This is a genomic window from Sphingopyxis sp. sgz302558, assembly GCF_057220455.1.
The window spans coordinates 857,337-882,159 of sequence record NZ_JBXPUZ010000002.1 but is presented as its reverse complement, the minus strand read 5'-3'; the positions used below and the strand labels follow the sequence as shown (position 1 = coordinate 882,159).

At 62.6% G+C, this 24,823-nt stretch carries 23 protein-coding genes and 2 tRNA genes; 9 read left to right on the top strand and 16 right to left on the bottom strand.

Features of this window, described 5'->3' with window-relative positions:
• Position 1 precedes the first annotated feature (1 nt).
• Genes AC2TC0_RS09745 through AC2TC0_RS09730 form a run of 4 tightly spaced genes read right to left on the bottom strand, consistent with a single transcriptional unit; the run spans position 2 to position 3,548 of the window.
• On the bottom strand, positions 2 to 991 hold the full coding sequence (locus AC2TC0_RS09745; protein WP_484717303.1) for a DNA polymerase III subunit delta': 990 nt from the start codon (positions 989 to 991) through the stop codon (positions 2 to 4).
• Complete coding sequence (tmk, locus tag AC2TC0_RS09740) at positions 985 to 1,647, bottom strand: dTMP kinase (RefSeq protein ID WP_484717302.1); 663 nt, start codon at positions 1,645 to 1,647, stop codon at positions 985 to 987. Before tmk ends, AC2TC0_RS09745 begins: the two co-directional genes overlap by 7 nt.
• Positions 1,616 to 2,536, bottom strand: coding sequence for a septal ring lytic transglycosylase RlpA family protein (locus AC2TC0_RS09735; protein ID WP_484717301.1), 921 nt, complete (start codon positions 2,534 to 2,536; stop codon positions 1,616 to 1,618). Before AC2TC0_RS09735 ends, tmk begins: the two co-directional genes overlap by 32 nt.
• Positions 2,520 to 3,548, bottom strand: a complete 1,029-nt coding sequence (locus AC2TC0_RS09730; protein ID WP_484717300.1) for a lytic murein transglycosylase — start codon at positions 3,546 to 3,548, stop codon at positions 2,520 to 2,522. Before AC2TC0_RS09730 ends, AC2TC0_RS09735 begins: the two co-directional genes overlap by 17 nt.
• Before the next feature lie 126 nt (positions 3,549 to 3,674).
• On the opposite strand from AC2TC0_RS09730, the gene AC2TC0_RS09725 reads away from it, so the two are divergent.
• The 4 genes from AC2TC0_RS09725 (at position 3,675) to AC2TC0_RS09710 (ending at position 6,746) form a co-directional block, all read left to right on the top strand.
• Positions 3,675 to 3,764: transfer RNA gene (locus AC2TC0_RS09725), tRNA-Ser, on the top strand.
• A gap of 45 nt (positions 3,765 to 3,809) precedes the next feature.
• The gene (locus AC2TC0_RS09720) at positions 3,810 to 5,177 is read left to right on the top strand and encodes a phenylacetate--CoA ligase family protein (protein WP_484717299.1); all 1,368 of its coding nucleotides are present in this window, start codon (positions 3,810 to 3,812) and stop codon (positions 5,175 to 5,177) included.
• Positions 5,162 to 5,821, top strand: a complete 660-nt coding sequence (locus tag AC2TC0_RS09715; RefSeq protein WP_484717298.1) for a class I SAM-dependent methyltransferase — start codon at positions 5,162 to 5,164, stop codon at positions 5,819 to 5,821. The genes AC2TC0_RS09720 and AC2TC0_RS09715 overlap by 16 nt, the downstream gene beginning before the upstream one ends.
• The gene (locus AC2TC0_RS09710) at positions 5,814 to 6,746 is read left to right on the top strand and encodes a hypothetical protein (protein WP_484717297.1); all 933 of its coding nucleotides are present in this window, start codon (positions 5,814 to 5,816) and stop codon (positions 6,744 to 6,746) included. Before AC2TC0_RS09715 ends, AC2TC0_RS09710 begins: the two co-directional genes overlap by 8 nt.
• On the opposite strand, the gene AC2TC0_RS09705 is transcribed toward AC2TC0_RS09710, so the two are convergent.
• The 5 genes from AC2TC0_RS09705 to AC2TC0_RS09685 form a co-directional block, all read right to left on the bottom strand.
• Entirely contained in the window at positions 6,727 to 7,356 is a 630-nt protein-coding gene (locus AC2TC0_RS09705) for a glutathione S-transferase family protein (protein WP_484717296.1), read from the bottom strand. The genes AC2TC0_RS09710 and AC2TC0_RS09705 overlap by 20 nt on opposite strands.
• 75 nt (positions 7,357 to 7,431) lie before the next feature.
• Complete coding sequence (locus AC2TC0_RS09700) at positions 7,432 to 8,046, bottom strand: CDP-alcohol phosphatidyltransferase family protein (RefSeq protein WP_484717295.1); 615 nt, start codon at positions 8,044 to 8,046, stop codon at positions 7,432 to 7,434.
• A 2-nt stretch (positions 8,047 to 8,048) separates the two neighbouring features.
• The gene (locus AC2TC0_RS09695; protein WP_484717294.1) at positions 8,049 to 9,320 is read right to left on the bottom strand and encodes a NupC/NupG family nucleoside CNT transporter; all 1,272 of its coding nucleotides are present in this window, start codon (positions 9,318 to 9,320) and stop codon (positions 8,049 to 8,051) included.
• 3 nt (positions 9,321 to 9,323) lie between these two features.
• A complete protein-coding gene (locus tag AC2TC0_RS09690) occupies positions 9,324 to 11,474 on the bottom strand; it encodes an FAD-dependent oxidoreductase (protein WP_484717293.1) in 2,151 nt (716 codons plus the stop codon).
• Between the two features lie 917 nt (positions 11,475 to 12,391).
• Positions 12,392 to 12,481 (bottom strand) — tRNA-Ser (locus AC2TC0_RS09685).
• Between the two features lie 152 nt (positions 12,482 to 12,633).
• Between AC2TC0_RS09685 and hspQ the strand changes: the two genes are divergently transcribed.
• Positions 12,634 to 13,017, top strand: a complete 384-nt coding sequence (gene hspQ / locus AC2TC0_RS09680; protein ID WP_484717292.1) for a heat shock protein HspQ — start codon at positions 12,634 to 12,636, stop codon at positions 13,015 to 13,017.
• Between the two features lie 86 nt (positions 13,018 to 13,103).
• On the opposite strand, the gene AC2TC0_RS09675 is transcribed toward hspQ, so the two are convergent.
• Positions 13,104 to 13,967, bottom strand: coding sequence for an ABC transporter permease (locus AC2TC0_RS09675; RefSeq protein ID WP_484717291.1), 864 nt, complete (start codon positions 13,965 to 13,967; stop codon positions 13,104 to 13,106).
• Positions 13,968 to 14,066: 99 nt separating this feature from the next.
• Here AC2TC0_RS09675 and AC2TC0_RS09670 point away from each other — a divergent pair, with 99 nt between their 5' ends.
• From AC2TC0_RS09670 to AC2TC0_RS09655, 4 genes are read left to right on the top strand one after another with little or no spacing between them, the layout of a single operon-like run.
• Positions 14,067 to 14,753: a GcrA family cell cycle regulator gene (locus AC2TC0_RS09670; protein WP_484717290.1), complete on the top strand. Its 687-nt coding sequence runs from the start codon at positions 14,067 to 14,069 to the stop codon at positions 14,751 to 14,753.
• Complete coding sequence (locus AC2TC0_RS09665; RefSeq protein ID WP_484717289.1) at positions 14,654 to 15,151, top strand: PaaI family thioesterase; 498 nt, start codon at positions 14,654 to 14,656, stop codon at positions 15,149 to 15,151. Before AC2TC0_RS09670 ends, AC2TC0_RS09665 begins: the two co-directional genes overlap by 100 nt.
• Before the next feature lie 42 nt (positions 15,152 to 15,193).
• A complete protein-coding gene (gene parE, locus AC2TC0_RS09660; protein WP_484717288.1) occupies positions 15,194 to 17,173 on the top strand; it encodes a DNA topoisomerase IV subunit B in 1,980 nt (659 codons plus the stop codon).
• Positions 17,174 to 17,189: 16 nt separating this feature from the next.
• A complete protein-coding gene (locus tag AC2TC0_RS09655; protein WP_484717493.1) occupies positions 17,190 to 18,512 on the top strand; it encodes a serine hydrolase in 1,323 nt (440 codons plus the stop codon).
• Here the strand turns inward: AC2TC0_RS09655 and AC2TC0_RS09650 are convergent.
• From AC2TC0_RS09650 to uvrC, 6 genes are all read right to left on the bottom strand, one after another.
• Complete coding sequence (locus AC2TC0_RS09650; protein ID WP_484717287.1) at positions 18,509 to 19,303, bottom strand: LysR family transcriptional regulator; 795 nt, start codon at positions 19,301 to 19,303, stop codon at positions 18,509 to 18,511. The two genes, AC2TC0_RS09655 and AC2TC0_RS09650, sit on opposite strands and share 4 nt — an antisense overlap.
• Positions 19,300 to 19,698 (bottom strand): Co2+/Mg2+ efflux protein ApaG, encoded by a 399-nt coding sequence (gene apaG, locus AC2TC0_RS09645; RefSeq protein WP_484717492.1) that lies wholly within the window; start codon positions 19,696 to 19,698, stop codon positions 19,300 to 19,302. Before apaG ends, AC2TC0_RS09650 begins: the two co-directional genes overlap by 4 nt.
• A gap of 17 nt (positions 19,699 to 19,715) precedes the next feature.
• The gene (locus tag AC2TC0_RS09640; RefSeq protein ID WP_484717286.1) at positions 19,716 to 20,924 is read right to left on the bottom strand and encodes a trans-sulfuration enzyme family protein; all 1,209 of its coding nucleotides are present in this window, start codon (positions 20,922 to 20,924) and stop codon (positions 19,716 to 19,718) included.
• The gene (leuB, locus tag AC2TC0_RS09635) at positions 20,921 to 21,979 is read right to left on the bottom strand and encodes a 3-isopropylmalate dehydrogenase (RefSeq protein WP_484717285.1); all 1,059 of its coding nucleotides are present in this window, start codon (positions 21,977 to 21,979) and stop codon (positions 20,921 to 20,923) included. The genes AC2TC0_RS09640 and leuB overlap by 4 nt, the downstream gene beginning before the upstream one ends.
• 121 nt (positions 21,980 to 22,100) lie before the next feature.
• On the bottom strand, positions 22,101 to 22,835 hold the full coding sequence (recO, locus tag AC2TC0_RS09630) for a DNA repair protein RecO (protein WP_484717284.1): 735 nt from the start codon (positions 22,833 to 22,835) through the stop codon (positions 22,101 to 22,103).
• Entirely contained in the window at positions 22,835 to 24,769 is a 1,935-nt protein-coding gene (gene uvrC / locus AC2TC0_RS09625) for an excinuclease ABC subunit UvrC (protein ID WP_484717283.1), read from the bottom strand. The genes recO and uvrC overlap by 1 nt, the downstream gene beginning before the upstream one ends.
• Between the last annotated feature and the right edge of the window lie 54 nt (positions 24,770 to 24,823).

The window sequence follows — 24,823 nt, the reverse complement described above, 5'->3', positions numbered from 1 at the left end:
CCTATGCCCGCGCAGGGGAAGCGCTGGTCCCTGCCAGTGCGGCAAAACTATTGCCAATGTCGAAGGCGATCATTGCAGGATCATAACTGCCCGAAATGGCATTGCGGCTAATGGTCTGTACCTGGTCCCAGCTTGCGAGCGTCTCTGTCGCGCCTGTCGTCCCCCGCTCGCGCGCCAACCGCAACAGCAGGCGTGGTGCCAGGTCCAGAAGCAAGCGAAAGCGGGCCTTGCCTGCCACCCCGGCCACATCGCGCGCCAATGCGTCGCGTAACCGGTTACCCGGATCGCCGTGCGCCGCGATGGCCAGCAGGCGCTGTTCCATCTGGGCGGTTTCGCCGTCGACCAGTTCCAGCGCGCGGCCCGGAATGCCGCCAGCCGCCGTTATCGCCGCGTCGATCTGACGCATATCGGCAATGGGCCGCTGCTCGATCAGCCAGCTGCGCAGCACCGCAGGTTCGAGCGGCTGGAACCGTAGCAAACGGCAGCGCGACCGGATGGTCGGCAGCAGCCTTCCAGGCGAATGGCTGACAAGCAAAAACAGTGTTTTGGCTGGCGGCTCTTCAAGCGTTTTGAGCAGTGCATTGGCCGCGCCCGCTTCCAGATCATCGATCGCATCGACGATGATGACGCGCCAATGACCAATAGCAATGGTATATTGCAACCGCGAAATCAGCGCGCGCACCTGATCGACGGTAATGTTGCGCGCGGCATCCTTGCCCGCTTCTTTGGTCAGCCGTTCAAGCAGGTGGAGTTCGGGATGATTGCCCGCGTCGAGCAGCTTTGCAGCGGCAAAATCACCCTCACTGCGCAATCCGTCTGGGGTGTCGGCCGGCGCACCGTTCGTGCGCGTCAGCAGAAAGCGCGCAATTCGGTGGGAAAAGGCCGCCTTCCCCAGCCCCTGCGGCCCGGCTAGCAGCCATGCATGGTGCAGCCGCCCGCTTTGCCAGCTTTCCAAAAAAATGCGCTCGGCGGGGTCAAGTCCGATCAGCATGGCAATAAATCGGCAAGCGCGGCCAGCAAATGATTGGTTACCATATTCGCGTCGCCGCTTGCATCAACGATGCGCCAACGCGCGGGCTCGGCTGCGGCCAGTTCGGCAAAACGCGCCGCCAGCCGTGCATGATATGCAGCGGGCTTGGCCCCCATGCGGTCGGGCCGGTCGCCATCGCGTGCGTGCAGGCGCGTCGCGGCAACGTCGCTTGCCAGCTGCAGCAGAAAGGTTCGGTCGGGCAATAGCGCGCCCGATCCGATGCGGTGCAAGGTCAGGATGTCGGCGTCAGCCATGCCGCCGCCTCCGCCTTGGTAGGCGCGCGTTGAATCAACGAAACGATCGCACAGCACCCACTCGCCCCGCGCAAGCGCAGGTTCGATCAGTTTGGCAACATGATCCCCGCGTGCCGCTGCAAACAGCAATGCTTCGCTGGCGCTGTTCCAACGGTCGGCCCCGCCCTCGAGCAGCAAGCGGCGGATGGCCTCGGCCCCTTCGGTCCCGCCGGGCTCGCGGGTCGTTACGACCTTTATGCCGCGCGCGGTTAGGTCCGCGGCGAGCGCGGCAAGCTGGGTGGACTTACCAACCCCCTCCCCGCCTTCCAATGTGATGAATTTCCCCCGCAATCTATTTGTCCCGCAGGATGCGAGCGTCGTCATAGCCCTTGGCCTTGGCAGCCGTCAGCGCATTTTGGGCAGCGGCGGCATCGGTGAATGGCCCCATGCGCACGCGCCATAAATTGCCGGCCACGCTGACGTTGCCGCCAACACTCGCTGCCGCCGCATCAGCCCGCGCGCGGGTGCTGAATGCAGCGACTTGCACAACATAGCTTCCTGAAGCCACGGGCTTTGCAGGCTCCGGCGCCGCCGCCGGATCGGGCGCTCTCGTGGCAGGCAGCGGCGTCGGTGCCGCCACGGCGACCGCCGGAACCTCCGACGCTGGCGGTAACGCTGCAGCCTTGGCCCGCAGAATTTTCAGCAGTGAATCGGGCGTTTCCAGCCGCTCAGACACCGCCTGACCCGCGCGCAGGGCGGCCCGTTCCGATTGCGGCGGGCTGACCCGGCGGACGCGCACGGCAGCAGGCGTGTCGGCGATGCCCAGTTGCTTTGCTGCGGCCTCGGACAAGTCGATCAGCCGGCGGTTATCCATTGGTCCACGGTCATTGACGCGCACCAATATGGTCCGTCCGCTATCAAGCGCGGTCACCTCGACATAGCTGGGCAGCGGCAATGTTTTGTGCGCCGCGCTGAAGGCAGCCGGATTAAAGGCCTCGCCATTGGCGGTCGCGCGCCCGGCAAATTCGTTGCCGTACCAGCTGGCATAGCCGACATCGTCATAGTCGATCACATCGCGCGGCGTGTAGGTAACACCGTCAATGACATAAGGATCCCCGATTTTAACGGGGCTGTCGCTGACCGGCGCGGCAGCGGGGACCGTGCTGCCGGTGGCCGGGCGTTTGGTCGGGCCATCGGTGGCACCATCGACGCTGCCGCACGCCGCCAACAGCAGCAGCGCGAAGGACACAGCGCAATTAGCGAGTGATTTCATCGGCCAGCAATCCCACCGACAGCGCGTAAAAGTTCGAGCAGTTATAATCCAATATCGCGCGATAGTTACCGGTCAGCAAATAGGCGGTGCGTCCCGGACCGTCGGGCTCCAACAGGACAGCTTGCACATTGTCGCGCGGCCAGTTGCCGTTTTCGGGCGTGATGCCCGTACGCCGCCATTCGGCCATGCTTTGCCAGCGGCTGTGGCGCGCGAACACCCGCGGGCAGCGCCCGGGCTGCAATCGGCTCGCCAGCGCGGCGCGGTTCAGGCTGTCGGGAACGCGCACTGCCACGCCCCATGGTTCGCTGCGCCGCCACCCGGCTTGGTGCAGATAATTGCCTATCGAGGCGATGGCATCGGCTTCGCTTGCCCAAATACGCGCCTGTCCGTCGCCATCGCCGTCGCGGGCCACGCGCAGATAAACCGAGGGCAGGAATTGCGGATAGCCGAACGCCCCGGCCCAGCTGCCTCGCAGCTCGCTGCGCGGTACGCCGCGCTCGACCATTTGCATCGTTGCGATCAATTCGGGTTCGAACAGGTTGCGGCGGCGCCCATCAAACGCCAGCGTCGCCAGCGCTTGCGGCAGATCAAAACTGCCCGTCACTTTGCCATAAGCCGTTTCGTGGCCGTATATGGCAATCATGATCTGCGCCGGCACGCCCGTGTCGCGCTCGATCCGGGCCAGCAGCGGCAACAGTCGCGCCTTGGCAGCGCGCCCGCCGTTGATCCGCGGCGCGTCCACATGGCGGGCGCGATAGGGGGCAAATGACGGAATTGGACTGGTCGCCGTGGCCCCGCTCGACAGATTGTCACGGTCAAGCGCAATGACCCGGGCGTTATAGGTAAGCCCGGCCGTCATACTGTCGAAGGTCGCGCGCGACACGCCCTTGGCCTGCGCCTTGGGCCACAGCGATTGGACATAGGCCGTAAAATCGCTGTCACGATTCTGCGCGGCGCTCGTCCCGGCCGTGCCTGACAAGCCGAGCAACACCAGCGCGCTGGCTACCCACATAGGCCAACGACGCAAGGGCAATTCAGAATGGAACCTCATCCCCTACCCTTGCCACGAAGCGGCAAAGCTTGACCAGCACACATTTTCGCTTGTCGCCACCGCGTGCGCCGTTATGCGCGAAAACAAGGACAGGTGGCCGAGTGGTTTAAGGCAGCGGTCTTGAAAACCGCCGTGGGTGCAAGCTCACCGTGGGTTCGAATCCCACCCTGTCCGCCACACATTCCATTGTCAGCGTCAACAAAACGCGTCAGACCACCACGGATGGGGGCGAGGACCGATGATGGGCGGCGCAGCGGGCCGATTTATCGGCCGCTGCCGGGCATGGCTTGGCCGTTGGTGCTGACGGGACACGCCGCCGCGCTTGAGGTGCTGCAGCACCAGTTTCGTACCAGCGAGCGCGCTGACCCCGCCGCCGTCCGCGTCCGTCAAATGGCGCAGATTGCCGAGTTGGCGGCGCATGCCCATGATCACTCAGCCTTCTGGCGCGCCAGGCTTGATGCGGCGGGCTATGCTCCCGGCGCGCCAACCGAACGCTGGTTTGCGGCGCTGCCAATCCTGGATCGGCCCCACGCCAAGGCTGCTGGGTCTGCACTGGCGGCAATGCCGGTCCCGGCGGGGCATGGCGAGATTTTTACGTTAAAGACATCGGGTTCGACCGGCACACCGCTGGAGATAGCGAAGACGGGGCTGTCCGACTTGTTCTGGCAAGCCATAGGCCTGCGCGATTCGCTGTGGCATTCCCGCGATCTGTCCGGGAAACTTGCGGCGATACGGGTTGGTGCTGCGGCTGGACAGTCGCCAGTCTGGGGCCCGGCCTATGCAGGATATGCGACCGGTCCCGCAGTCACCTTCGATGCAAGACAGACGGTGGATGCACAGATTGACTGGCTGCTGGAGCAACGCCCCCAATATCTGCTCTCGCATGCCTCAAATTTGCACGCGCTTGCCGTGCGGTGCCTTGCGCGTGGCGAACGGCTCACGGGGCTGATCGAAGTGCGCAGCTTTTCCGAACGCATGCCCGATGATCTGGCGGAAATGGTGAACGCGGCATGGGAAGTGCCGCTCGTCGACATCTATTCGGCCAACGAAGTTGGTTACATCGCGTTGCAATGCGAGCGCGGGTGCTATCATGTGCAGGCCGAGGATGTGCTCATCGAAATCATCGATGCGGCCGGCCAGATTTGTGCCCCCGGCGAAAGCGGCCGGGTGGTGGCGACCTCGCTGCATAACTTTGCGACGCCGCTGCTGCGCTACGACCTTGGGGACTATGCCACCTTGGGATCGGATTGCCTCTGTGGCCGAACTTTGCCCGTGCTTGAACGCATTTTGGGCCGCAAGCGCAATATGCTGCGCTTGCCGGGCGGCGAATCGGTGTGGCCCGGCTTTCCCATGAACATGCTGACACGCCTTGACGCCATCGAAGCGGTGCGGATGGTTCAGCATGATTTCGACACTATCGAGGTACAGATGGTCCTGTCGCGCGCGCTGACCGCCGCAGAGGAGGCCGCATTGGCGGATGCAGTGCGCGTCCGGCTTGGCCATCCCTTTGCCATCCGCTTGACCCGCGTGACAGCGATCGAGCGCGGCCCCGGCGGTAAGATGGAAGATTTTCTGTGTCTGATGGACTGACACCGTGGATCGCGCAGCTGCTACGCGATCCGGACATGCTCAAAATGGGGCATGCGCAGCGGGGCGAAGACCAGAATATTGGGCTGGGCTGGCTCTATTACGGTCTTGCCCGATTGTTGCGACCGCAGCGCATTGTGGTGATTGGCTCATACCGCGGGTTTGTGCCTATGCTGTTTGCACGCGGGCTGGCCGACAATGGTGAAGGCGGGCGCGTTTTGTTGATCGACCCGTCGTTAGTCGATGATTTCTGGACCGACCCAGCGCGGGTTACGGCGCATTTTGCTGGCTTTGACCTCTTTAACATCGACCATCTGCCGCTGACCACGCAGCAACTTGGGGATGCGCCACAGTGGCAAGCGCTGGGCGAAGTCGGGCTGGCGATGATCGACGGCTATCACAGCGCTGAACAGGCGGCGATCGACCATGCCGCGCTGCGGCCCAAGCTGACGCCTGATGCGTTGGTGTTGTTTCACGACAGCATTCGCGAGCGCGTGTCGCGCATTTACGGCGATGACCGGCCCTATACGCACACCGTTGCGCGCTATGTTGACGTGCTGCGCCGTGATCCGGCGTGGCAAGTGCTGGACTTTGCGAGTGGCGACGGGCTCAGCATTGTCCGGCATATCGGTGCGACAGATGGTTGATTTCTCCGGGGGCCTTTGGGCCATAACCAGCTATTTCAACCCGCTGGGCTATCGCCGGCGCAAAGCGAATTTTCATCGTTTTCGGGCGGCGCTTGATCTGCCGCTCGCCGTGGCCGAGCTGGGCTTTGACGGCCAATGGGATCTGAATCGCAGTGATGCGGAGCTATATCTGCGCATCGGCGACGGCGATCTGATGTGGCAGAAGGAACGGCTGCTCAACCTGATTGTCGCGCACCTGCCAGCCGAATGCACGCATGTCGCTTGGATTGACTGCGACCTGGTGGCGGAACGCGGGTGGGCGCAGCCGCTCCTCGCTGCGCTAGCGGCAGCGCCACTGGTGCAGGCTTATCGCCATGTGCAGTATCTGGGGCCGGATGGCGCCGTCGACCGCAGTGCTTCCAGCGCAGTCGCTCAGATCGAACAAGGGTCAGCGCCCACGACGGTGTTGGGGGGCGTTACCAACCGCACCGGTGGCGCTGCAACCCCGGGCATGGCCTGGGCAGCGCGTCGCGACCTAGTTGCTCGCTACGGCCTTTATGATGGCTGCATCATCGGCGGTGGCGATACGGCCTTGGCCAGTGCCGCCTATGGTTGTTTCGATGCGGTTATCGCCTTGCACCGGATGAACGCCTGCCAGCAGCGCCGTTATCTGGAATGGGCTCAGCCATTTCATGCTGCTGTGCAAGGCGAGGTCGGCGTCGCCGATTTGGAAATCCAGCATTTATGGCATGGCGCCTTGGCCGACCGTCAGGCTGGCGTGCGGCACCGTCATTTGATGGATCATGATTTTGATCCAGACAGCGATATTGCACTTGGCCGCGACGGGGCGTGGCGCTGGGCGAGCAACAAGCCCCAGCTCCATCAGCTGCTGGCTGATTATTTCCGTGCTCGGCGCGAGGATGAAGCTACGTCGCCAGTGCGGTGACCTTGGCTTCGGCTGCGGCAAAGGCCGGGCGCACAGCCAGTTCGGCATACCAGCGCGACAAATTCGGTCGCGTAGCGAGATCGATGCCGACAAAGGAAGCACGCCATAGCCAGCCCCAATGCGCAATGTCGGCAATGCTAAGGCTGTCACCGGCGGTATATCTATGGCTCGCGAGCAGCTTATCAAGCATGTCGACGAGCCGGTTGGCTTCGCCCAGAAAGCGATCGATCGCGTGCGGAATTGGCTCGGGCGCGGCCTTCTGGAAATAGCCGGCATTGCCGAAGTTCGGCGACAGCGCCGACGCATGGAAAAACAGCTGCTCGAACACGCGCGCGCGCGCCGCTCCGCTGGCAGGCAGAAGTTTGCCACTCTTTTCGGCAATATAAACCAGAATTGCCGCTGATTCCGTCAGCACAAGTTCGCCGTCTGGCCCATTGCTGTCGACCAGGACCGGCACCTTGCCGTTGGGGTTTAGCGCCTGAAACTCTGGCGCCTTTTGCTCGCCTGCCCGCACATTGATACGGCGCAAATCATAAGCCAGCCCTACCTCTTCCAGCGCCAGCGGCACCTTGATACTGTTGGGCGTCGAATAGGCAAAGACGGTCAGCATGGCGCGGTTCCCTGCAAAAAGTTGCTGTCGTGTCGTGCGCACATCTTGGTCAGTTGTATTGTGAAAGGTTGCGCTTCAGCCTGAGTGGCGGCCGAAAATCTGCCAACTCAGCCAGCTGCGCTGCATGACAGTCAGGAGGCAGAGTGCTGCATAAACATATGCAATCACGACAAAATATGCCGGAAGCAGGGTCATCACCACAAATACCGCTATCGTTTCTGCACCTTCGGCAATGCCGGTCGAATAGAAAAAACTCTTTTGCCCATGCGCGGTTGTTTCCAGCCCGCGTTTGGCGGCAATGGCGGCAAACGCAAGGAAACTAATGCCAGTGACGGTAAAGCTGGCGACCAGCAGCGCGGCCGGGAAGGCATTGACAGGTTCGGCTGCCGCAAATCCAAGCGGCACCGCGACGTAAAAGGCGAAATCGCACAGGCTGTCGAGATAGCCGCCAAAATCGCTTGGCCCAATGGAACGCGCAACTGCTCCGTCGAGGCCATCAATCAGGCGGTTAAGCAGAATGAGCGCGAGCGCAGGAACAAAAGCGCTTTGTGATATTGCAACAGCGGCAGCAAGGCCAACAAACATTCCCCCGATGGTTAACATATTAGCGCTGACGCCGCGCTCGCCAAGCCACTTCCCTGCGGCATTGAGCGGCGGATCAATCAATGGCCGGAGGCGCGCGTCGAACATCGCTAGACCGGTGTGACCAGCCCGACCATCGCGCCGGTGAGTGCCGATGCGGCGTTGCCCGCGATCCAGCTTTTGACGCCCAGCGCGGCCACTTCAGCGCGGCGCTGTGGTGCCAAGGTGGCGATGGTCGAAACCAGCAGGCCAACGCTGGCCAGATTGGCGACGCCGCACAGCGCGTAGGTGGTAATCAACAGCCCGCGCCCATCGAGGGCCTCTGCTGGAACATTGGACAGGTCCAGATACGCCACATACTCGTTGAGGATTGCCTTGGTTCCCATCAACGCGCCCGCCGCTGGTGCCTGATCCCATGACACCCCCAGCGTCCACATCAGCGGTGCCAGCAGCCAGCCAAAGGCACGGCGCAGCGTGACGGGTTGGCCCTCGACCAACGGCAGCACCGCCAGCAGCTGGTCCACCAGATTGACCAGCGCGAATACCACGATGATCACGCCAATCACCGCAAGGAACAATTGCATTCCGTCGGCCGTGCCGCGCACGATGGCATCGATGCTGCTTTCATAGCGCAATTCGCCTTCGTCCGATGCGCTGGATGCCGGTGGGCTGGATTCGCCGGGAACCATCAGCCGCGCCACCAATATCGCTGCGGGCAGCGAAATCAGCGATGCCGCAATCATATGGCCAATCGCATCGGGCAAAACCTTGCCCAGCGTCGTGGCGTAAAGGATCAGCAGCGCGCCCGAAATGGTCGCCATGATCAGCGACATGGCAGCAAACAGGTCAGCGCGCGACATGCGCGACAGCGCGCCGCGCAATACCAGCGGCGTTTCGACCACCCCCAGAAACATGGTCGCTCCGCCCGCCAGCCCGACTTCGCCGCTGACCCCCAGCGCGCGCCGTAACGCCCAGTCGATCCCCGCAATCGCCCGACGAAGCACGCCCCAATGCCACAGCAGCGCCGAGATCGCTGAAAACACAATGATCAGCGGCAGGATCTGGAACGCAATCACCAATGGCGGCTGTGTACCTTCGGGCAGAGCAAAAGGCAGGGGCGCACCGCCCAGATAGCCGAACATGTAGCTCGACCCGACCAGCGTTGCCCGCTCGATCGCGCTGACCACATGGTTGGCCAGGGTCATTGCATCCCAAACGACCGGGACCCGCACGATCAAAAGCGCAAGCAGCAATTGGGCCGAAAGCGCCACAGCGATCCAGCGCCAACCTGGCCGCTCACCCCTGTTTTCGCTGATGGCCCAGCACAGCAGCAAAATCAGCGCAACGCCGATCAGCCCCTGAAACTGCGTCAATACCGCCACAGCTCAGCCCCGCCGCCAGCCATGATAACGTTCGACCCAGTCCAGCAGCCGTTCGGGCTTGCGCGCCTGCTTCCATTGGCCAGCGACATATTTGTTTGCTTCCGCCCAGGTTGGATAGCTGTGAATGGTGGCCAATATCTTGTTCAAACCTATGTTAAATTTCATGGCGGTTACGAACTCGGCGAGCAGCTCTCCGGCGTGTTCGCCCACGATGGTCGCTCCCAATATCCGGTCTTTGCCTTTGGCGGTCAGCACCTTGACGAAACCCTGCGTAGCGCCGTCGGCAATGGCGCGGTCGAGGTCATCGAGGTGATAGGTGGTAAAGTCATAGGCGATGCCTTGCTCCTTGGCGTCACGCTCGGTCAGCCCGACACGCGCGACTTCAGGTTCGGTAAAGGTTACCGCCGGGATCACGCGATAATCGGCCTTGAAGCGCTTGAACTGCCCGAACAGCGCGTTGACCGTGGCAAACCATGCCTGGTGCGAGGCGACATGCGTCAGTTGATAAGGACCAGCGACGTCGCCCGCCGCAAATATGTTCGGGAACAAGGTCGCCAGATAATCATCGGTCACCACGGTTCGGGCGGTGTCGATTCCCAGCTCCTCCAAACCATAGCCTGTCAGCCGCGCCTGCCGGCCAACTGCGACCAGCAGCGCATCGAACGGCAGGGCGGTTTCGTCCTCTTCACAAGCCACAATGAGCCGCCGGTCGCCGTCGCTACCCTCGCAGCGCAGCGCCTTATGGGCCAAGCGCACATCCACCCCGGCGCTTCGTAGCCCCGCCAACACCGCTGCGCTGACCTCATCATCCTCGCGCAGCAGCAGCCGCCCCGCCATTTCGACCAAAGTCACCGCCGCGCCGAGCTGGGCAAAGGCCTGCGCCAACTCGCAACCAATCGGCCCGCCACCCATGATGATGATGCGTTCTGGCAGCCGGGCGAGTTCGCCAAAGCGTTCCCACAGCGTGTCGCTGGTCACATAACCGCTCTCGGCAAGCCCCGGCAGATCGGGCACAAAGGGCGCAGCTCCCGCTGCAATGACGATTGAGCGTGTGGTCAGCACCTGTTCGGTGGCGTCATGACGGCGGATTCTGACCGTCCAGGGATCGACGATGGTGGCATAACCCGCAACGCAATCCACGCCGACTCCGGTGAAGCGTTCAACGCTGTCGTGCGGTTCGATGGCCTTGATAACCTCTTCGACGCGGCGCATGACCGCCGGAAAATCGACAGTAGGCGCTTGCGCCTGCACGCCATAGGCGGCGGCATCGCGCACCGTTTTCGCCACCCGCGCGCTCTTGATCAGTGCCTTGGACGGGACGCAGCCGAAATTAAGGCAGTCGCCGCCCATCTTGCCATCTTCGACCAGTGTCACCTTCGCGCGCACCGTCGCGGCAATATAGCTTGATACCAGCCCCGCTGCGCCGGCGCCGATGACAACCAGATTGCGGTCGAACTTTTTGGGCTTGCGATACGGCGCATAAACGCGCCGCCGCTTGATTGCCCCCATCACCGCCTTGCCCAGCCACGGCAGCAGGCCCAGCGCCGTAAAGGACAATAGCAGCGCAGGCGAGGCGATGTCGCCAGGGCTATCGATACGCGCCAGCTGTGTCCCGGCATTCACATAAACAATGGTCCCCAGCAGCATGCCGACCTGGCTGGCCCAATAAAAGGTCAAGGTCCGGATTGCCGTCAGCCCCATCAACAGATTGACGATGAAAAAGGGGAACACGGGCACCAGCCGCAGCGAGAAGAGATAGAAGGCGCCGTCCCGCGCGATCCCGTCGTCGATGGCTTTGAGGCGCTGGCCAAATTTGGCCTGTACCCAGTCGCGGAAGAGATGCCGTGAGACAAGGAAAGCCAGCGTCGCGCCAATCGACGAGGCGAAGGACACGATAATGGTTCCCGTGACGAGCCCAAACAGCGTCCCCGCCGCCAATGTCAAAATCGCCGCACCGGGCAGCGATGCAGCCGTGACTGCGATATAAATCGCCATGAAAGCCGCGATAATCATCGCCGGATTGTCGGCATAGGCCGCAGCAAAACTGTCCTGCTGTTCCTTCAGAGCAGCAATGGTGAGATAGCTGCCGAGGTCGAACCAGAAGAATAAGGCGATGGCGGCGGCAACCAGCAATGCAACGACGGCCCTCGACATCTTGTGCTTCCCTTTTTTGCCGAACACCCCCTGGCTTCGATCAGACGACGCGTCAGGTTACCGGTTGGTCAGTGGTGGTCTGGCAGACGCGCGCGGCGCCGTAAAGCTACGGCGCGGGACCGGTGGCTTCATATGAACCCAATGGGCCGCGGTCAAAAAAGCGGTCTTGGGCCTGATTGCACCTGCCATTTCACAGGTAGGACCCGCGATTTTCTGGGCACTTCTTCGCTTTCGTGGCCGATATTTCGGGCAACATATCCCTTGCTGGGTTAATCCACAGAGCTGTCCCCATGCACGATAAGCGGTTTCATTGACTTGCCGAGCCTGCGCTGCTTCCACCTCTCCATGCACCTAGTTTATATCGACGATTCAAAGGATGATGTGTCCTGCTGCTTCTCAGCGATCATAATCCCTGCCGCGCGTTGGGCCGACGCCCTGGATCACCTAATCGCGTTTCGGCGCCGGATTAAGGCTGAGCATGGGGTTTACACCACCATTGAACTTCACGCCACGGACTGGCTGGGCGGCAGGTGCTAGTTAAGCAGGCTTTCTCGGGTGACCCGCGGCGGCTGGGCATCATCCGCGCAAACTAGGAGCGGGGCGCATTCCAGAATTCTCCGGCGCCACCCCGCACTGATTATTTAGTATCGTTTCGGCCTGTATGCAAGCGCGGCCGGTCAACAGCCACATTGGCCGGATTGCGGCCGCCGTTGCTTCGAGGGAGAATCACGCTTAATCTGCCCGCGTTGAGAAGTCTGCTTGGGCAAGGGAAGGCCTCGTTGAGCGGCAGGGCCTTGTCTTCGCCATCACCGCCCGAAGAGGCGCGCGGCGCTGCAATAATGTGGGATGGGGCGTGGAACGGAAATCAAAATCCAACTTAGGAAAGCCTAGAATTCCCACACTGTTGGCGTGAAAATTGGCGGAGAGGGTGGGATTCGAACCCACGGTGAGCTTGCGCCCACGCCGCATTTCGAGTGCGGTGCTTTCGACCTCTCAGCCACCTCTCCGTGAGGGTTCCGGTTGGAACTTGCTGCCCATGCTTTTGGAGCCGGGGCCAGTCGAGCGCAGGCCCTTAGCGAAACATGTTTCGCTTGCCAAGCCTTTGCGCCGAATGTCGGTGCCCCCTTGCAAAAACGCCGGCAGGCCATAAATTGACGCTATGACGCAAGCCTCTGGTCCCGCTATGGGCCGCCGCGACGGTGATCCTGAAATGCCACTGGTTGAAAGCGCGCGCTTTGCGCCGGGCGAAATCGTGCGCCACCGTCTGTTCGGCTTTCGCGGGGTGATTTTTGACATCGACCCCGTCTTCGCGAACAGCGAAGAATGGTATCAGGCGATCCCCGAAACGATCCGTCCACCCAAGGATCAGCCCTTCTATCACCTGCTGGCCGAAAATGAGGACAGCAGCTATATTGCCTATGTCAGCCAGCAAAATCTGGTGGCGGACGGTTCGGCTGGGCCGGTTGACCATCCGCAGATCGGCGAGATGTTCGACGGAATGAAGGACGGTCGTTATTCGCTGCGCCAGCGGCTCAAGCACTGAAGCTTCTTGCCGCGCCGACCATGTTTCAGCGCAACCGGCAAAGTCCCCGCGTAGTCATGAATCACATTCACACATCGGCAGCTGATTTAGGGCTTTAACTTCCACCCGCTCGCCAGCAAACGGTACCCGGTAAAGGCCAGCACCGCATTTACCGCCACCAACACGGCTATTGCGGTGGCAATCGGATTGGCGAGACTCGAATCGGTCGCACCGATGAAGCCATAGCGAAAGCCCATTATGACATAATAGAACGGGTTGGCGTGGCTGATGGCCTGAACCAGCGGCGACAGCCGGTCGACCGAATAAAATGTGCCGGATAGCAGGGCGAGCGGGGCCACAACGAAATTGGTAATGGCGGCCGCATGGTCGAACTTCTCTGCCCAGATTGACGCGATGAGTCCGAAAAAGCCCAGCATGGCTGCACCCAATAGTCCGAACAATACCACTGCCCATAGATGCTGCGGCCACACATGGACGCCGGGATAGGCCAGCATGACCAGCCACAGCGCGCAGCCAACCAGCACGGCACGCGTCACCGCCGCGCCGACCATCGCCAGCATCAACTCGCCCAGCCCCAGCGGCGGCATCAGATAATCAACAATTGTGCCCTGAATCTTGCCGACGAGCAGCGAAAAACTGGCGTTGGCGAAGCTGTTTTGCAGCATTGCCATGACGATCAGGCCGGGCGCGAGGAAATCGGCGTAGGGCACACCCAGCACCAGCCCCTTCGCCCCGCCCAGGGCGACCGAGAAAATCACCAAGAACAACAAGGTGGTAATCGCAGGTGCCCAGATGGTTTGCATCTGCACCTTGAAAAAGCGCCGCACCTCCTTGACATAGAGGGCGTACATCCCGGCGCTGTTGATCGTGCGGATTTGCGGAACCCCTGGTTCCGGAAACGCCGCGCCTGTATCGGCGGCGGCGGAAGAAGAATTGGGCTGGTCGTTCATGCCAAGCTCGCCTATCGCGTCGCAGCTTTGGCCGCAAGCCATGCCTGCCCGCTGCGGCGATGAGGCGAGCGACCGCGACAGAACAGGAATAAGAACAGCATGTCATGGACCGACGAGCGCATCGAGCAATTGCGCACCATGTGGGAAAAGGGCCTTACCGCTAGCCAGATCGCCGATGAACTCGGCGGTGTCAGCCGCAACGCGGTGATTGGCAAGGCGCACCGGCTGGGACTGAAAGCGCGCCCGTCGCCTGTGAAAGCGGTCGAAACGCCAAAGGTGCCCAAGGCCGCCCCTGCACCCCGGCCCACAACAGCTGCGCCAACACCCGCGGCGCCGGTGCGCGCTGCCGCGCCGGTGCGTCCTGCTGCGCCGCCTGTGCAACGCGCGCCAGCGCCCGCTGCTGCACCGGCTAATACAGCCGGCACCCCCGCCGCGCCGCGCCCCGATTCGCCGCGCGTGGTGTCGATCGGCCCCGGCGGCTTCATCCGCCAGGGCCCAGGCGAACAGCAGGCCCCGATCCCGCCCGCGCCGCCTCGCCGCCTTGTCCCGGCCAAGCCCAGCCCGGAAATTGCCGACAAGACCAGCCTGCTTGATTTGAACGACCGCATTTGCCGCTGGCCAATGGGGCATCCAGGCGAACCCGATTTCCACTTCTGCGGCCAGCAGGTGAACCCGGGGTTCCCCTATTGCGTCGAACACTGCGGGCGCGCCTATCAGGCGCAAATGCCGCGCGGGACTCGTCGGCCCCCGCCGCCGCCGCCGTTTGGAGGGCCGCGCGTCCGTTGAGGCCGTTCGGACAGGAGTTCGGGTTCGCGCGCGCGCTGGGTTTCAACATGGAAACCCGCGGCGACGGATATTGCCGGATGTTTATCGACATTGACGCAGATCGCCATTTTAACCCGCAAGGCGTGGCCCACGGCGGCGTGGCCTATTCGCTAGCCGACACGGCGATGGGCGGCGCGCTCACCACGCGCATTCCCGATGGCCATTGGTGCGCGACGATCGAAATCAAAATGAACTATCATGTCGGTGTCAGGCTGGGGCGGTTGATTTGCGAAGCGCGGGTGCTGCACGTCGGCAAGCGTGTCGGCAATATCGAGGCCAAGCTTTACCAGAATGATGTGCTTGTGGGCAGCGCCAACGGCAATTTCGCGATATTTCCGGCGCCAACCAAGGCCGCCTAACGCCGCTGGACAGGGCGACTCCCCGCGTCCTATAGCGGCGTCATGAGTCACGATTTGTTCGACAGCGCCCGCTCCGTCCCGGAAAGCTACAATGCTTCGCAAATCGAGGTGTTGGAGGGGCTGGAACCGGTGCGCCGCCGCCCTGGGATGTATATTGGTGGTACCGACGAACGCGCGCTCCACCACCTTGCTGCCGAAGTGCTCGACAACAGCATGGATGAAGCCGTTGCGGGACATGCGACGCGCATCGAAATCACGCTGGATGCCGGCAATCGGTTGACCATAACGGACAATGGACGGGGAATTCCGGTCGATCCGCACCCCAAATTCCCCGGCAAATCGGCGCTCGAAGTCATCATGACCACGCTGCATTCGGGCGGAAAGTTTGAGGGCAAGGCCTATGCCACATCGGGCGGCCTGCACGGCGTCGGTATCAGCGTTGTCAACGCGCTGTCGGTCGAAACGGTGGTCGAAGTGGCGCGCGCCAAGCAACTTTATCGCCAGCATTTTGCCCGCGGAGCGGCATTGGGCCCGGTGGAGGAACTTGGGCCGACCCCCAACCGGCGCGGCACCTCGGTCAGTTTCGTCCCCGACCCCGAAATTTTCGGCGAACATGGCCGCTTTAAACCGTCGCGCTTGCACCGGCTCGCGCGTTCCAAGGCCTATTTGTTTGCGGGCGTCGAAATCCGCTGGAAATGCGCGCCCGAACTCATTGGCGACGATACGCCTGCCGATGCCGTGTTCCAGTTTCCGGGCGGGCTCGCCGACCATTTGCGCGAACAATTGGGCAGCCGTGAATGCGCCACCGCCGACCCCTTCATCGGGCGGCACGATTTCCCCGACGGCGCGGGCCGCGCTGAATGGGCGATTGCCTGGCCTTTGTGGTCGGACGGCAGCTACAGCTGGTATTGTAACACCATCCCGACCCCGGCAGGCGGCACGCACGAGGCTGGATTGCGCGCGGCGCTGACCAAGGGCCTCCGCGGCTTTGGCGAACTGGTTGGCCAGAAAAAGGCCGCGCAGATCACCGCTGACGATGTGTTCAATGGCTGCGAACTGATGCTGTCGGTATTCATCCGCGACCCGCAATTCCAAAGTCAGACGAAGGACCGGCTGACCTCGCCCGAGGCAGCGCGGCTTGTCGAAAATGCGTTGCGCGACCATTTCGACCATTTTCTGTCGGACAATATGGACCGGGGCCGCGCGTTGCTGGGCCTTGTCCTCGAGCGCATGGACGAGCGTTTGAAGCGCAAGGCCGAACGTGAGGTCAAGCGCAAGACTGCCACCAGCGGACGCAAGCTGCGCTTGCCCGGCAAGCTTACAGACTGTGCTAATGATGGTCCCGAAGGCACGGAATTGTTTATTGTTGAAGGCGACAGCGCAGGTGGGAGTGCCAAACAGGCACGCGACCGCAAGACGCAGGCCATTCTGCCTATTCGGGGCAAGATCCTGAATGTCGCCAGCGCCAGCGCCGACAAAATCCGGGCTAACCAGGAAATCGCCGACCTCGCGCTCGCGCTCGGCTGCGGCACGCGCAAGGATTGCGACGCCGACCGGCTGCGCTACGAAAAAATCGTGATCATGACCGACGCCGACGTCGACGGCGCGCATATCGCCACGCTGCTGATGACGTATTTCTTTCAGGAAATGCCCGAAATCGTCCGCGCGGGGCATCTCTATCTGGCGCAACCGCCGCTCTATCGCCTGACCGCGGGCAGCTTGTCGGCCTATGCCCGCGACGATGCGCACCGGGCCGAGCTGGAAGCCACGCTGTTCAAAGGCAAGAAGGTAGAGGTTGGCCGCTTCAAGGGCCTCGGCGAAATGAACCCTGGCCAGCTGCGCGAAACGACGATGGACCCGGCGACACGGTCGATGCTGCAAGTCACGCTGCCGCAGGAATATGAAGGACGCCACCAGGTCAAGGATCTGGTCGACCGCTTGATGGGCAAACACCCCGAACACCGCTTCCAGTTTATCCAAGCCAATGCCGCGAGCATCGATGCGGAGGCGATCGACGCGTGATGAAGGGTGCTGAGTGATGCAGCGTGTCGGCCTTTTTTTGGCTGCGCTGGTGGCGGCCGCGGCGCCCGCCCTGCCGGCATATGCACAAACCGCCGCACCGGCATCGGCATCAGCCACGCTCGGTGATCGCGCCGCGCAGCTTCCCGCGTTGCTCAAAGGCGAGCTCGATCCAGCCACCTATTTCACCCCCGAATTTCTTGCCGCAGTTCCGCCGGCGCAACTAAACGCGATCAGCGCGTCACTTGCGTCACAGCACGGCGCGCCACAAGCCGTTGACCGTGTCGAGGCCGCCGAAGCGTGGCGAGGCGTTGTTTACATTCGGTTTGAGCGGTCGGTTGGCCAGTTCGAAATGCTGATCGATCCGACGCAAGGTGGCCGCGTCTCCGGGCTGCGGATCACGGGTTTTTCGGCAATCAGCGATAGCTTCCCCAAAGTAGCGGCAGAGGTTGCGGCGCTCCCAGGGACGACCAGCCTGGTCGTGGCCCAACTCGATACCAAATCGCCAACCGAGTTGCTGGCGGTAAACCCCGATCAGCCCTTTGCCATTGGTTCGACCTTCAAACTCTACATCCTCGCCGAACTGGCCGACCAGATACACAGCCGCAAGCGCGCTTGGGACAGCGTTGTTCCGCTCAGCCGCCGGTCTTTCTCGTCGTCGGCCACGGGCAATTGGCCCTTGGGTGCCCCCGTGACGATCCACAGTCTGGCGGGTTGGATGATTTCGGTCAGTGACAATGGCGCCACCGATACGCTGCTTGCGGCTCTGGGACGCGATGCCGTTGGCCGCAAACTCGCGAGTATCGGCAACAGCGTGGCACCGCGCAACCTGCCATTTCTGAACACTGTTGAGGCTTTCGCGCTCAAAGCCGAGGACAACGCCGAATTGCGCACGGCATTCCTCGCCGCTGATGAGGCAGAGCAGCACCGCCTGCTCGCCAGCGCGGCAGACCGGCTTACACTCGATGCCGTCACCCCGGACAGTTTCACCGGCAAGCCGCTCCACATTGACACTGTGGAATGGTTTGCCAGTGGCCGCGATCTGATCCGTCTGCTGGACCATTTGCGCACCATTCCCAGTCCCGAGGCGCGCGCCATCATGGCAATCAATCCAGGCATCGGCAGCGATGCCGCGGCACGCTGGCAATATCTGGGCTATAAGGGCGGCAGTGAACCCGGCGTAATTTCGATGAGCTTCCTGCTACAATCACGGGCAGGCCGTTGGTATGGCGTGACGGGCAGCTGGAATAACGCCTCGGCCCCGGTTGATAATGCGAAATTTGTGGGGTTAATGCAGCGGCTGGTCGACTTGGTCGCGCAGCAGGACTTGGCCAAACCCTAACCGACAGTCAGCGCCTCAACCAGCGCCTTCACCTTTTTCTGCCGCCACTGCGGCGTCGGCGCAACCAACCAATAACCGACATCATTTGGCTGTGCATTGCCGATCGCCCGCACCCTGCCCGCTGCCAGATCGGCTTCGGCGAGCAGTGCGGGGACCCATGCCTGCCCCAGCCCGTTGGCGGCGGCATCGATGGCGAGCCCCGCATCGCCCAGCCGCAATGCGCTTTCCCCCTTCGCTACGGGACAGCCCGGCCAGGCGATGCGGGTATCCGCTTCGCTTCCCGGCCCCGCGACCTGCACCATCGCGCCGGGAGACAGCGCAACGCCCTCATGGTCACCCGGTCCCTTGGCCAGCCAGATGGCGAGATCAAGATTGGCTTCGGTAAAGTCGATTGGTTGGTCTGCGGCCACCAACGTGAAGCGTAAATCGGGTGCCTGCTGGCTATAGCGCGCTAGCCGCGGCGCCAGCCATTTGGCGGTAAAATCGCGGGGCGCCGCGATGGTTAGCGACTGCGAGCTTTGCCCCGATTGCATCGCCCGCACGGCTTCTTCGAACATCAGGAAGCCGCCACGCAGCGCCTCCAGCCCGGCTTCGGCCTCACCGGTCAATTCCAGTCCCTTGGGTGTACGGCGGAACAGGACGAGCCCCAGCATGTCTTCGAGCGCGCGAATTTGCTGGCCCACAGCCGCCGGGGTCACCGCCAATTCGTCGGCGGCCTTGGTGAAGGACAAATGGCGCGCGGCCGCATCAAACACGCGCAGCCCGTTCAGCGGCAAATGGGTGCGCTTCATGACGCGAGCGAGGGCGCGACCAACGGGAAATGCGGAATGGCGACCAGAAAATGGCGGTCATCGCCGTCGACCATCTCGTAACTACCAACCATCGACCCTTCGGGTGTGGTCAGCGGACAGCCTGACACATAGTCATAGCTGCTGCCCGGCGCGATCATCGGTTGCACGCCGACGACGCCCTCGCCCATTACCTCATGCACCTCGCCCGTGCCGTCAACGATACGCCAATGACGGGTGAGCAACTGTACCGGCAGCTCGCCTTCATTTTCGATGCGGATATGATAGGCCCAGAACCAGCGTTTCAGCCCCGGCTGCGACTGTTCGGGCAGGAACGACACCGACACGCGAACCGTCACTCCATCGGTCGTCTGGGCAAAGGGGAAGAGCGCTCCAATCATTGCCCTTTGTTCGCTCAAAGCCCCGCGCGGGTCAATGCCCGGTCAAGGTCTTCGATCAGGTCCTGAGGATCCTCCAGCCCAACATTGATCCGCAGCATCCCTTCGACCACGCCCATGTCGGCGCGCGCCTCCTCGCCCACGCTATGGTGGGTGGTGGAAGCCGGATGGCACATCAGGCTGCGTGCATCGCCGATATTGTTCGAAATATCGATGAGTTCGAGCGCGTTGAGCAACGCCATCGCGCGTGCCCGCCCGCCATCGACGATGAACGAGAAGATCGGCCCGCACGCGCGCATCTGCGTGGCGGCAAGGTTGTGCTGCGGATGGCTGGGCAGGCCGGGGTGGAGCATCTTGGCCACCCGCCCTTCCAGAAATTTGCCAACCGCCAGCGCATTTTCCGATTGACGGATCGCGCGCAAATCCAATGTTTCCAGCCCCTTGTGCACCACCCAGGCATTAAAGGGCGACAGATTGGGTCCGGTATTGCGCTGAAAAGGCAACAGGACATCGTTGATAAACGCTGCCGACCCGCACACCGCCCCAGCGAGCACGCGCCCCTGCCCCTCCATCAGCTTTGTTGCCGAATAGGCGATGACGTCGGCACCAAAGTCCAGCGGGCGTTGCAGCGCGCTGGTAGCAAAAGCGTTGTCGACGACTGTGGTGATGCCGTGCGCACGTGCGAGGCCACAAACGAAGGCCAGATCAACAATATCCATCGTCGGATTGGCGGGGGTTTCGAAGAAGAACACCTTGGTATTGGAACGAATCGCTGCTTCCCAGGCATCATTGTCGCGCCCGTCGATCACCGTCGTTTCGATGCCGAAGCGCGGACAAAGCGAGTCGATCAGCCAGCGGCACGACCCGAACGCCGCTTTCGCCGCGACGACATGATCTCCCGCCGACAATTGGCACAGCAGCGCGGTCGTCATCGCTGCCATGCCCGTCGCTTGCACGCGGCACGCCTCGGCCCCTTCCATCAGCGCGATGCGCTCTTCCAGCATTGCTACCGTGGGGTTTTGCAGGCGTGAATAGGTCATGCCTGGGTCTTCGCCGGCAAAGCGCGCCGCGACCGTCTCGGCATCGTCATAGGTGTAACCCGACGACAGGAAGATCGCCTCTGATGTCTCGCCATGCTCGCTGCGCCAAGTGCCGCCGCGCACCGCCTGGGTAGCGGGGCGCCATTTGGAGGTGATTGACCGGTCCTGACCCGTTTGCTTCTTCATGCCGCCATTTCCTGTTCCAGTGCGCGCAACACGGCGTCGCCCAATTCCACCGTGCCCATACTGCCGCCAAGGTCTGCGCCGCGGGCACCGCTTGCCAAGGCGCGTGCGACGGCGGCTTCGATCCTTCCAGCACTGGCGTCATCGCCGCCGCTGTGGCGCAAAAGCAACGCCAGCGACAGGATCATGGCCATCGGATTGGCAATCCCCTGCCCTGCAATGTCGGGAGCGCTGCCGTGGATGGGCTCGTACAGGCCTTGCGTGCCGCTGCCCAGCGCTGCGCTGGCGAGCAAGCCGATCGAGCCAACGCACATGCTCGCCTGATCGGACAGGATGTCGCCAAACAAATTGCCAGTAACCACGACATCGAATTGCCCGGGGTTGCGGACCAGCTGCATCGCGGCATTGTCCACATACATGTGGCTCAGCGCGACGTCAGGGTAATCCGCTGCGACTTCGATCACCACATCGCGCCAAAGCTGAGAGGTTTCGAGCACATTGGCCTTGTCCACCGAGCACAGCCGCCCTTTCCGCCCCTGCGCCGCGCGAAACGCAATATGGGCGATGCGCCGCACTTCGCTCTCGCTATAAGCCATGACGTCATAGCCCTGACGCTCGCCAGCGGCGGTGGTGCGCATGCCCTTTTCACCGAAATAAACGTCGCCGTTCAGCTCGCGGACGATCAGCAGATCGATGGCGCGCGCTACCTCTGGCCGCAAAGCCGATGCGTCCTCCAGCCCGGGAAACATTTTCGCAGGGCGCAGATTGGCAAACAGGCCGAGTTCGGCCCGCAGGCCCAAGATTGCCTGCTCGGGGCGCAATTGGCGCTCCACCCCGTCGAAGCGCGGATCGCCCACCGCGCCGAACAAGATCGCATCGGCGGCCTTGGCCTTGGCCAGCGTGTCAGGCGGCAAAGGGTGGCCCGTTGCGGCATAGGCAGCACCGCCCACTAGCGCATGCTCGACGGCCACAGGCAGATCCAGCGCGGTCAGCACACGTTCTGCCTGCGCCATGATTTCCGGCCCGATGCCGTCGCCTGCCAGGGCAAGGATTTTCATATGCTGTATCCCAATATCGGTCATTGCGAGCGAAGCGAAGCAATCCAGGGCAGTTTAGCGCCGTTCTGGATTGCTTCGCTTCGCTCGCAATGACGAAAAGGCCCTATCTAGCCATTCCCCCTCACGCAACCGCCCTTTCCAGCCGGGTGATCAGCCGTTCGCGCGCATCACCAATGCTGTCACGCCGCCCGGCCAGCAGGGATTGCTCGACAAAATGGCCTGTCAAACCCAGCGCGGCCAATACTTCGCCCATATTGCCTTCACCGCCTTCAATCAGAAATGCGGGCAGTTCGAGCAATCGCCGTTCCAGTCCCACCGCTGCCGCGCGCGACACCGCACCTCCCGATTTGGGGCTGACAAAGGCCAGACCGTCACGCTTTCCGGTCGCAACGCACTCTTCCAGCGCCAGCCCAAATCCCAGTTCGCTAAGGAGCAGCAATTCGTAACGTGCCAGCGCGCCTGCCCAACCGCGCGCTGCCGGCGCCGCCGCGATCGCTGCCAGCAAGCCCTCCAGCGCGTCAAACAACCGGGGAAAGGGCAATTCTTCGGGCAAGGTCGCACTGGTGAGCACAGTCGCCCACTCGATCGCCGCCGCCGCCAACGGCTCCTCCAGCAATCCCGCACGGCTGGTGACCAGTTCCGCTGTCGCGCCAGCCAGTTGCCCACTGGTCCGCGCGCGCAATTCCACCGCCACGATATTGCCCGGCATCAATATGGGCCGCAGCCGCCGCGAACGCCCGCCGCGGACATAGCCCGCAACCAGCCCGGCCTCGCGCGTGAGCACACGGATGATTGCGCCATGCTCACCGTGGGTGCGCACGCTGCAAACCAGGGCTTCGGAACGCAGCACCGCCATCAGCGGGCTTCAGGATGGTAGAAATCATACACCTGCTGCGCCATCGCCGCGCTCACCCCGGGCGCGCGCCCAAGGTCTTCCAGGCTCGCATTGCGCACCGCTTTGGCGGTACCGAAATGCATTAGCAGCGCCTTCTTGCGCGCTGGGCCAATCCCCGGAACTTCGTCGAGCGGTGACGTGCCCATGGCTTTCGCGCGTTTTTGCCGGTGCGCGCCGATGGCGAAGCGGTGCGCCTCGTCGCGCAGCCGCTGGATGTAAAACAGCAGCGCATTGTTGGGCGGCAACGTAAACTCGCGCCCGTCGGGCAAATAGAAAGTCTCGCGCCCTGCATTGCGATCGGGCCCCTTGGCGACGCCAACAAAGGGCAGATCGTCGATTCCTAGCTCAGCCAGCACCGCACCAGCCGCCGACACCTGCCCCTTGCCGCCGTCGATCAGCACCAGATCGGGCCATTCGCCCTTGTCGCGCTCGGGGTCTTCCTCCAGTGCGCGGGCGAAGCGGCGTTCGAACACCTCGCGCATCATCGCGAAATCGTCGCCGGGCGTCGTGGTGTCACGCTTGATGTTGAATTTGCGGTACGCGCCCTTGATCCACCCCTGTGGCCCCGCGACCACCATCGCACCCAGCGCGTTGGTCCCCTGGATATGGCTGTTGTCATACACTTCAATGCGCTCGGGCGGCGCTTCCAGCCCGAACAGGTCGGCCAGCTCGCGGCCCAATTTCGCCTGCGTGCTGGTCTCGGCCAGCCGCCGGTCGAGCTCTTCGCCCGCGTTGCGCGCGGCTTGCTCCAGCAGTCGGCGGCGCTGCCCGCGCTGTGGCACGCTAATCTCGACCTTGCGCTCGGCCAGCGTGCCCAGTGCCTCCTCCAGCACGGGGCAATCGTCGGGCTCGCGGTCCACCAGCACCAGCTTGGGCGGCGGCATCCCTTCATAAAATTGCATCAGAAAGCTCGCCAACACCTCTTCATCGGGCACGCCGCTGACATGCGCCGGGAAAAAGCTGCGATGCCCCCAGTTTTGCCCGCCGCGAATGAAGAACGCCGCGATGCAGATTTGCCCGCCCTTCGCCGCCATCGCGAAGACATCGACATCGCCCAGCCCGTCGGCGTTCACCGCCTGCGACCCCTGGATAAAGGTCAGCGATTTCAGCCGGTCACGATAGACTGCGGCCAGTTCATAATCCATCGCCGCCGCTGCCCGGTCCATTGCCGCGCCAAGCCTTTTCTGCACGGCGGTCGATTTGCCTTCCAGGAAATCCTGCGCATCCCCGACAAGATCGGCATAGTCCGCCGGGGTTATCCGGCCCACGCACGGCGCGCTGCATCGCCGGATCTGATACAGCAGGCAAGGTCGCGACCGGTTCGCAAAGAAACTGTCGGTGCAACTGCGCAACAGAAAGGTTTTCTGCAATGCATTCAACGTGCGGTTGACCGATCCCGCGCTGGCAAAGGGGCCATAATAACGCCCCTTGGTCTTGCGCGCGCCGCGATGCTTCTGAATGCGCGGAAATTCGTGGTCGGCGCGCAGCAGGATGAAGGGGAAGCTTTTGTCGTCGCGCAGCAATACATTGTACGGCGGGCGATAGCGCTTGATCAGCTGCGCCTCGAGCAACAGCGCCTCGGCCTCGCTGTTGGTGGTGACAATTTCCATGCTGCGCGTTTGCGCCACCATGCGCTGGAGCCGCGTGGGCAGGCGGGCAACCTGCGTGTAATTGGTCACCCGGTTCTTGAGCGCGCGCGCCTTCCCTACATAGAGGACATCGCCGCGCGCATCGAGCATGCGGTAAACACCGGGCCGCGCAGGAAGGCTGCGCACAACACCGCGGATCACCTCCGCTCCGCGCTCCAGATCGGGCTGGTCGCCCCCTTCGGCGCCGCGCACGACAAAGGTTGCTTTGTCCTCATTGAACCGGTCGGGGGCATTGGGTCGCTGCATGGTGGAATCATTAGGACAGGCGTGCGCGTCATGCCATAGGTGGACGAAACAACG

Excerpts from the sequence above, each read along its gene's own strand:
- recO (WP_484717284.1), bottom strand. The coding sequence starts at position 22,835 with ATGGCGGTGCTGCGTTCCGAAGCCCTGGTTTGCAGCGTGCGCACCCAC.
- AC2TC0_RS09730 (WP_484717300.1), bottom strand. The coding sequence starts at position 3,548 with ATGTGGGTAGCCAGCGCGCTGGTGTTGCTCGGCTTGTCAGGCACGGCC.
- AC2TC0_RS09735 (WP_484717301.1), bottom strand. The coding sequence starts at position 2,536 with ATGAAATCACTCGCTAATTGCGCTGTGTCCTTCGCGCTGCTGCTGTTG.
- AC2TC0_RS09690 (WP_484717293.1), bottom strand. The coding sequence starts at position 11,474 with ATGTCGAGGGCCGTCGTTGCATTGCTGGTTGCCGCCGCCATCGCCTTA.
- AC2TC0_RS09705 (WP_484717296.1), bottom strand. The coding sequence starts at position 7,356 with ATGCTGACCGTCTTTGCCTATTCGACGCCCAACAGTATCAAGGTGCCG.
- tmk (WP_484717302.1), bottom strand. The coding sequence starts at position 1,647 with ATGACGACGCTCGCATCCTGCGGGACAAATAGATTGCGGGGGAAATTC.
- AC2TC0_RS09640 (WP_484717286.1), bottom strand. The coding sequence starts at position 20,924 with ATGAAGAAGCAAACGGGTCAGGACCGGTCAATCACCTCCAAATGGCGC.
- leuB (WP_484717285.1), bottom strand. The coding sequence starts at position 21,979 with ATGAAAATCCTTGCCCTGGCAGGCGACGGCATCGGGCCGGAAATCATG.
- hspQ (WP_484717292.1), top strand. The coding sequence starts at position 12,634 with ATGACGCAAGCCTCTGGTCCCGCTATGGGCCGCCGCGACGGTGATCCT.
- AC2TC0_RS09650 (WP_484717287.1), bottom strand. The coding sequence starts at position 19,303 with ATGAAGCGCACCCATTTGCCGCTGAACGGGCTGCGCGTGTTTGATGCG.
- AC2TC0_RS09655 (WP_484717493.1), top strand. The coding sequence starts at position 17,190 with ATGCAGCGTGTCGGCCTTTTTTTGGCTGCGCTGGTGGCGGCCGCGGCG.
- parE (WP_484717288.1), top strand. The coding sequence starts at position 15,194 with ATGAGTCACGATTTGTTCGACAGCGCCCGCTCCGTCCCGGAAAGCTAC.
- uvrC (WP_484717283.1), bottom strand. The coding sequence starts at position 24,769 with ATGCAGCGACCCAATGCCCCCGACCGGTTCAATGAGGACAAAGCAACC.
- AC2TC0_RS09720 (WP_484717299.1), top strand. The coding sequence starts at position 3,810 with ATGGGGGCGAGGACCGATGATGGGCGGCGCAGCGGGCCGATTTATCGG.
- AC2TC0_RS09745 (WP_484717303.1), bottom strand. The coding sequence starts at position 991 with ATGCTGATCGGACTTGACCCCGCCGAGCGCATTTTTTTGGAAAGCTGG.
- AC2TC0_RS09710 (WP_484717297.1), top strand. The coding sequence starts at position 5,814 with ATGGTTGATTTCTCCGGGGGCCTTTGGGCCATAACCAGCTATTTCAAC.
- AC2TC0_RS09700 (WP_484717295.1), bottom strand. The coding sequence starts at position 8,046 with ATGTTCGACGCGCGCCTCCGGCCATTGATTGATCCGCCGCTCAATGCC.
- AC2TC0_RS09670 (WP_484717290.1), top strand. The coding sequence starts at position 14,067 with ATGTCATGGACCGACGAGCGCATCGAGCAATTGCGCACCATGTGGGAA.
- AC2TC0_RS09675 (WP_484717291.1), bottom strand. The coding sequence starts at position 13,967 with ATGAACGACCAGCCCAATTCTTCTTCCGCCGCCGCCGATACAGGCGCG.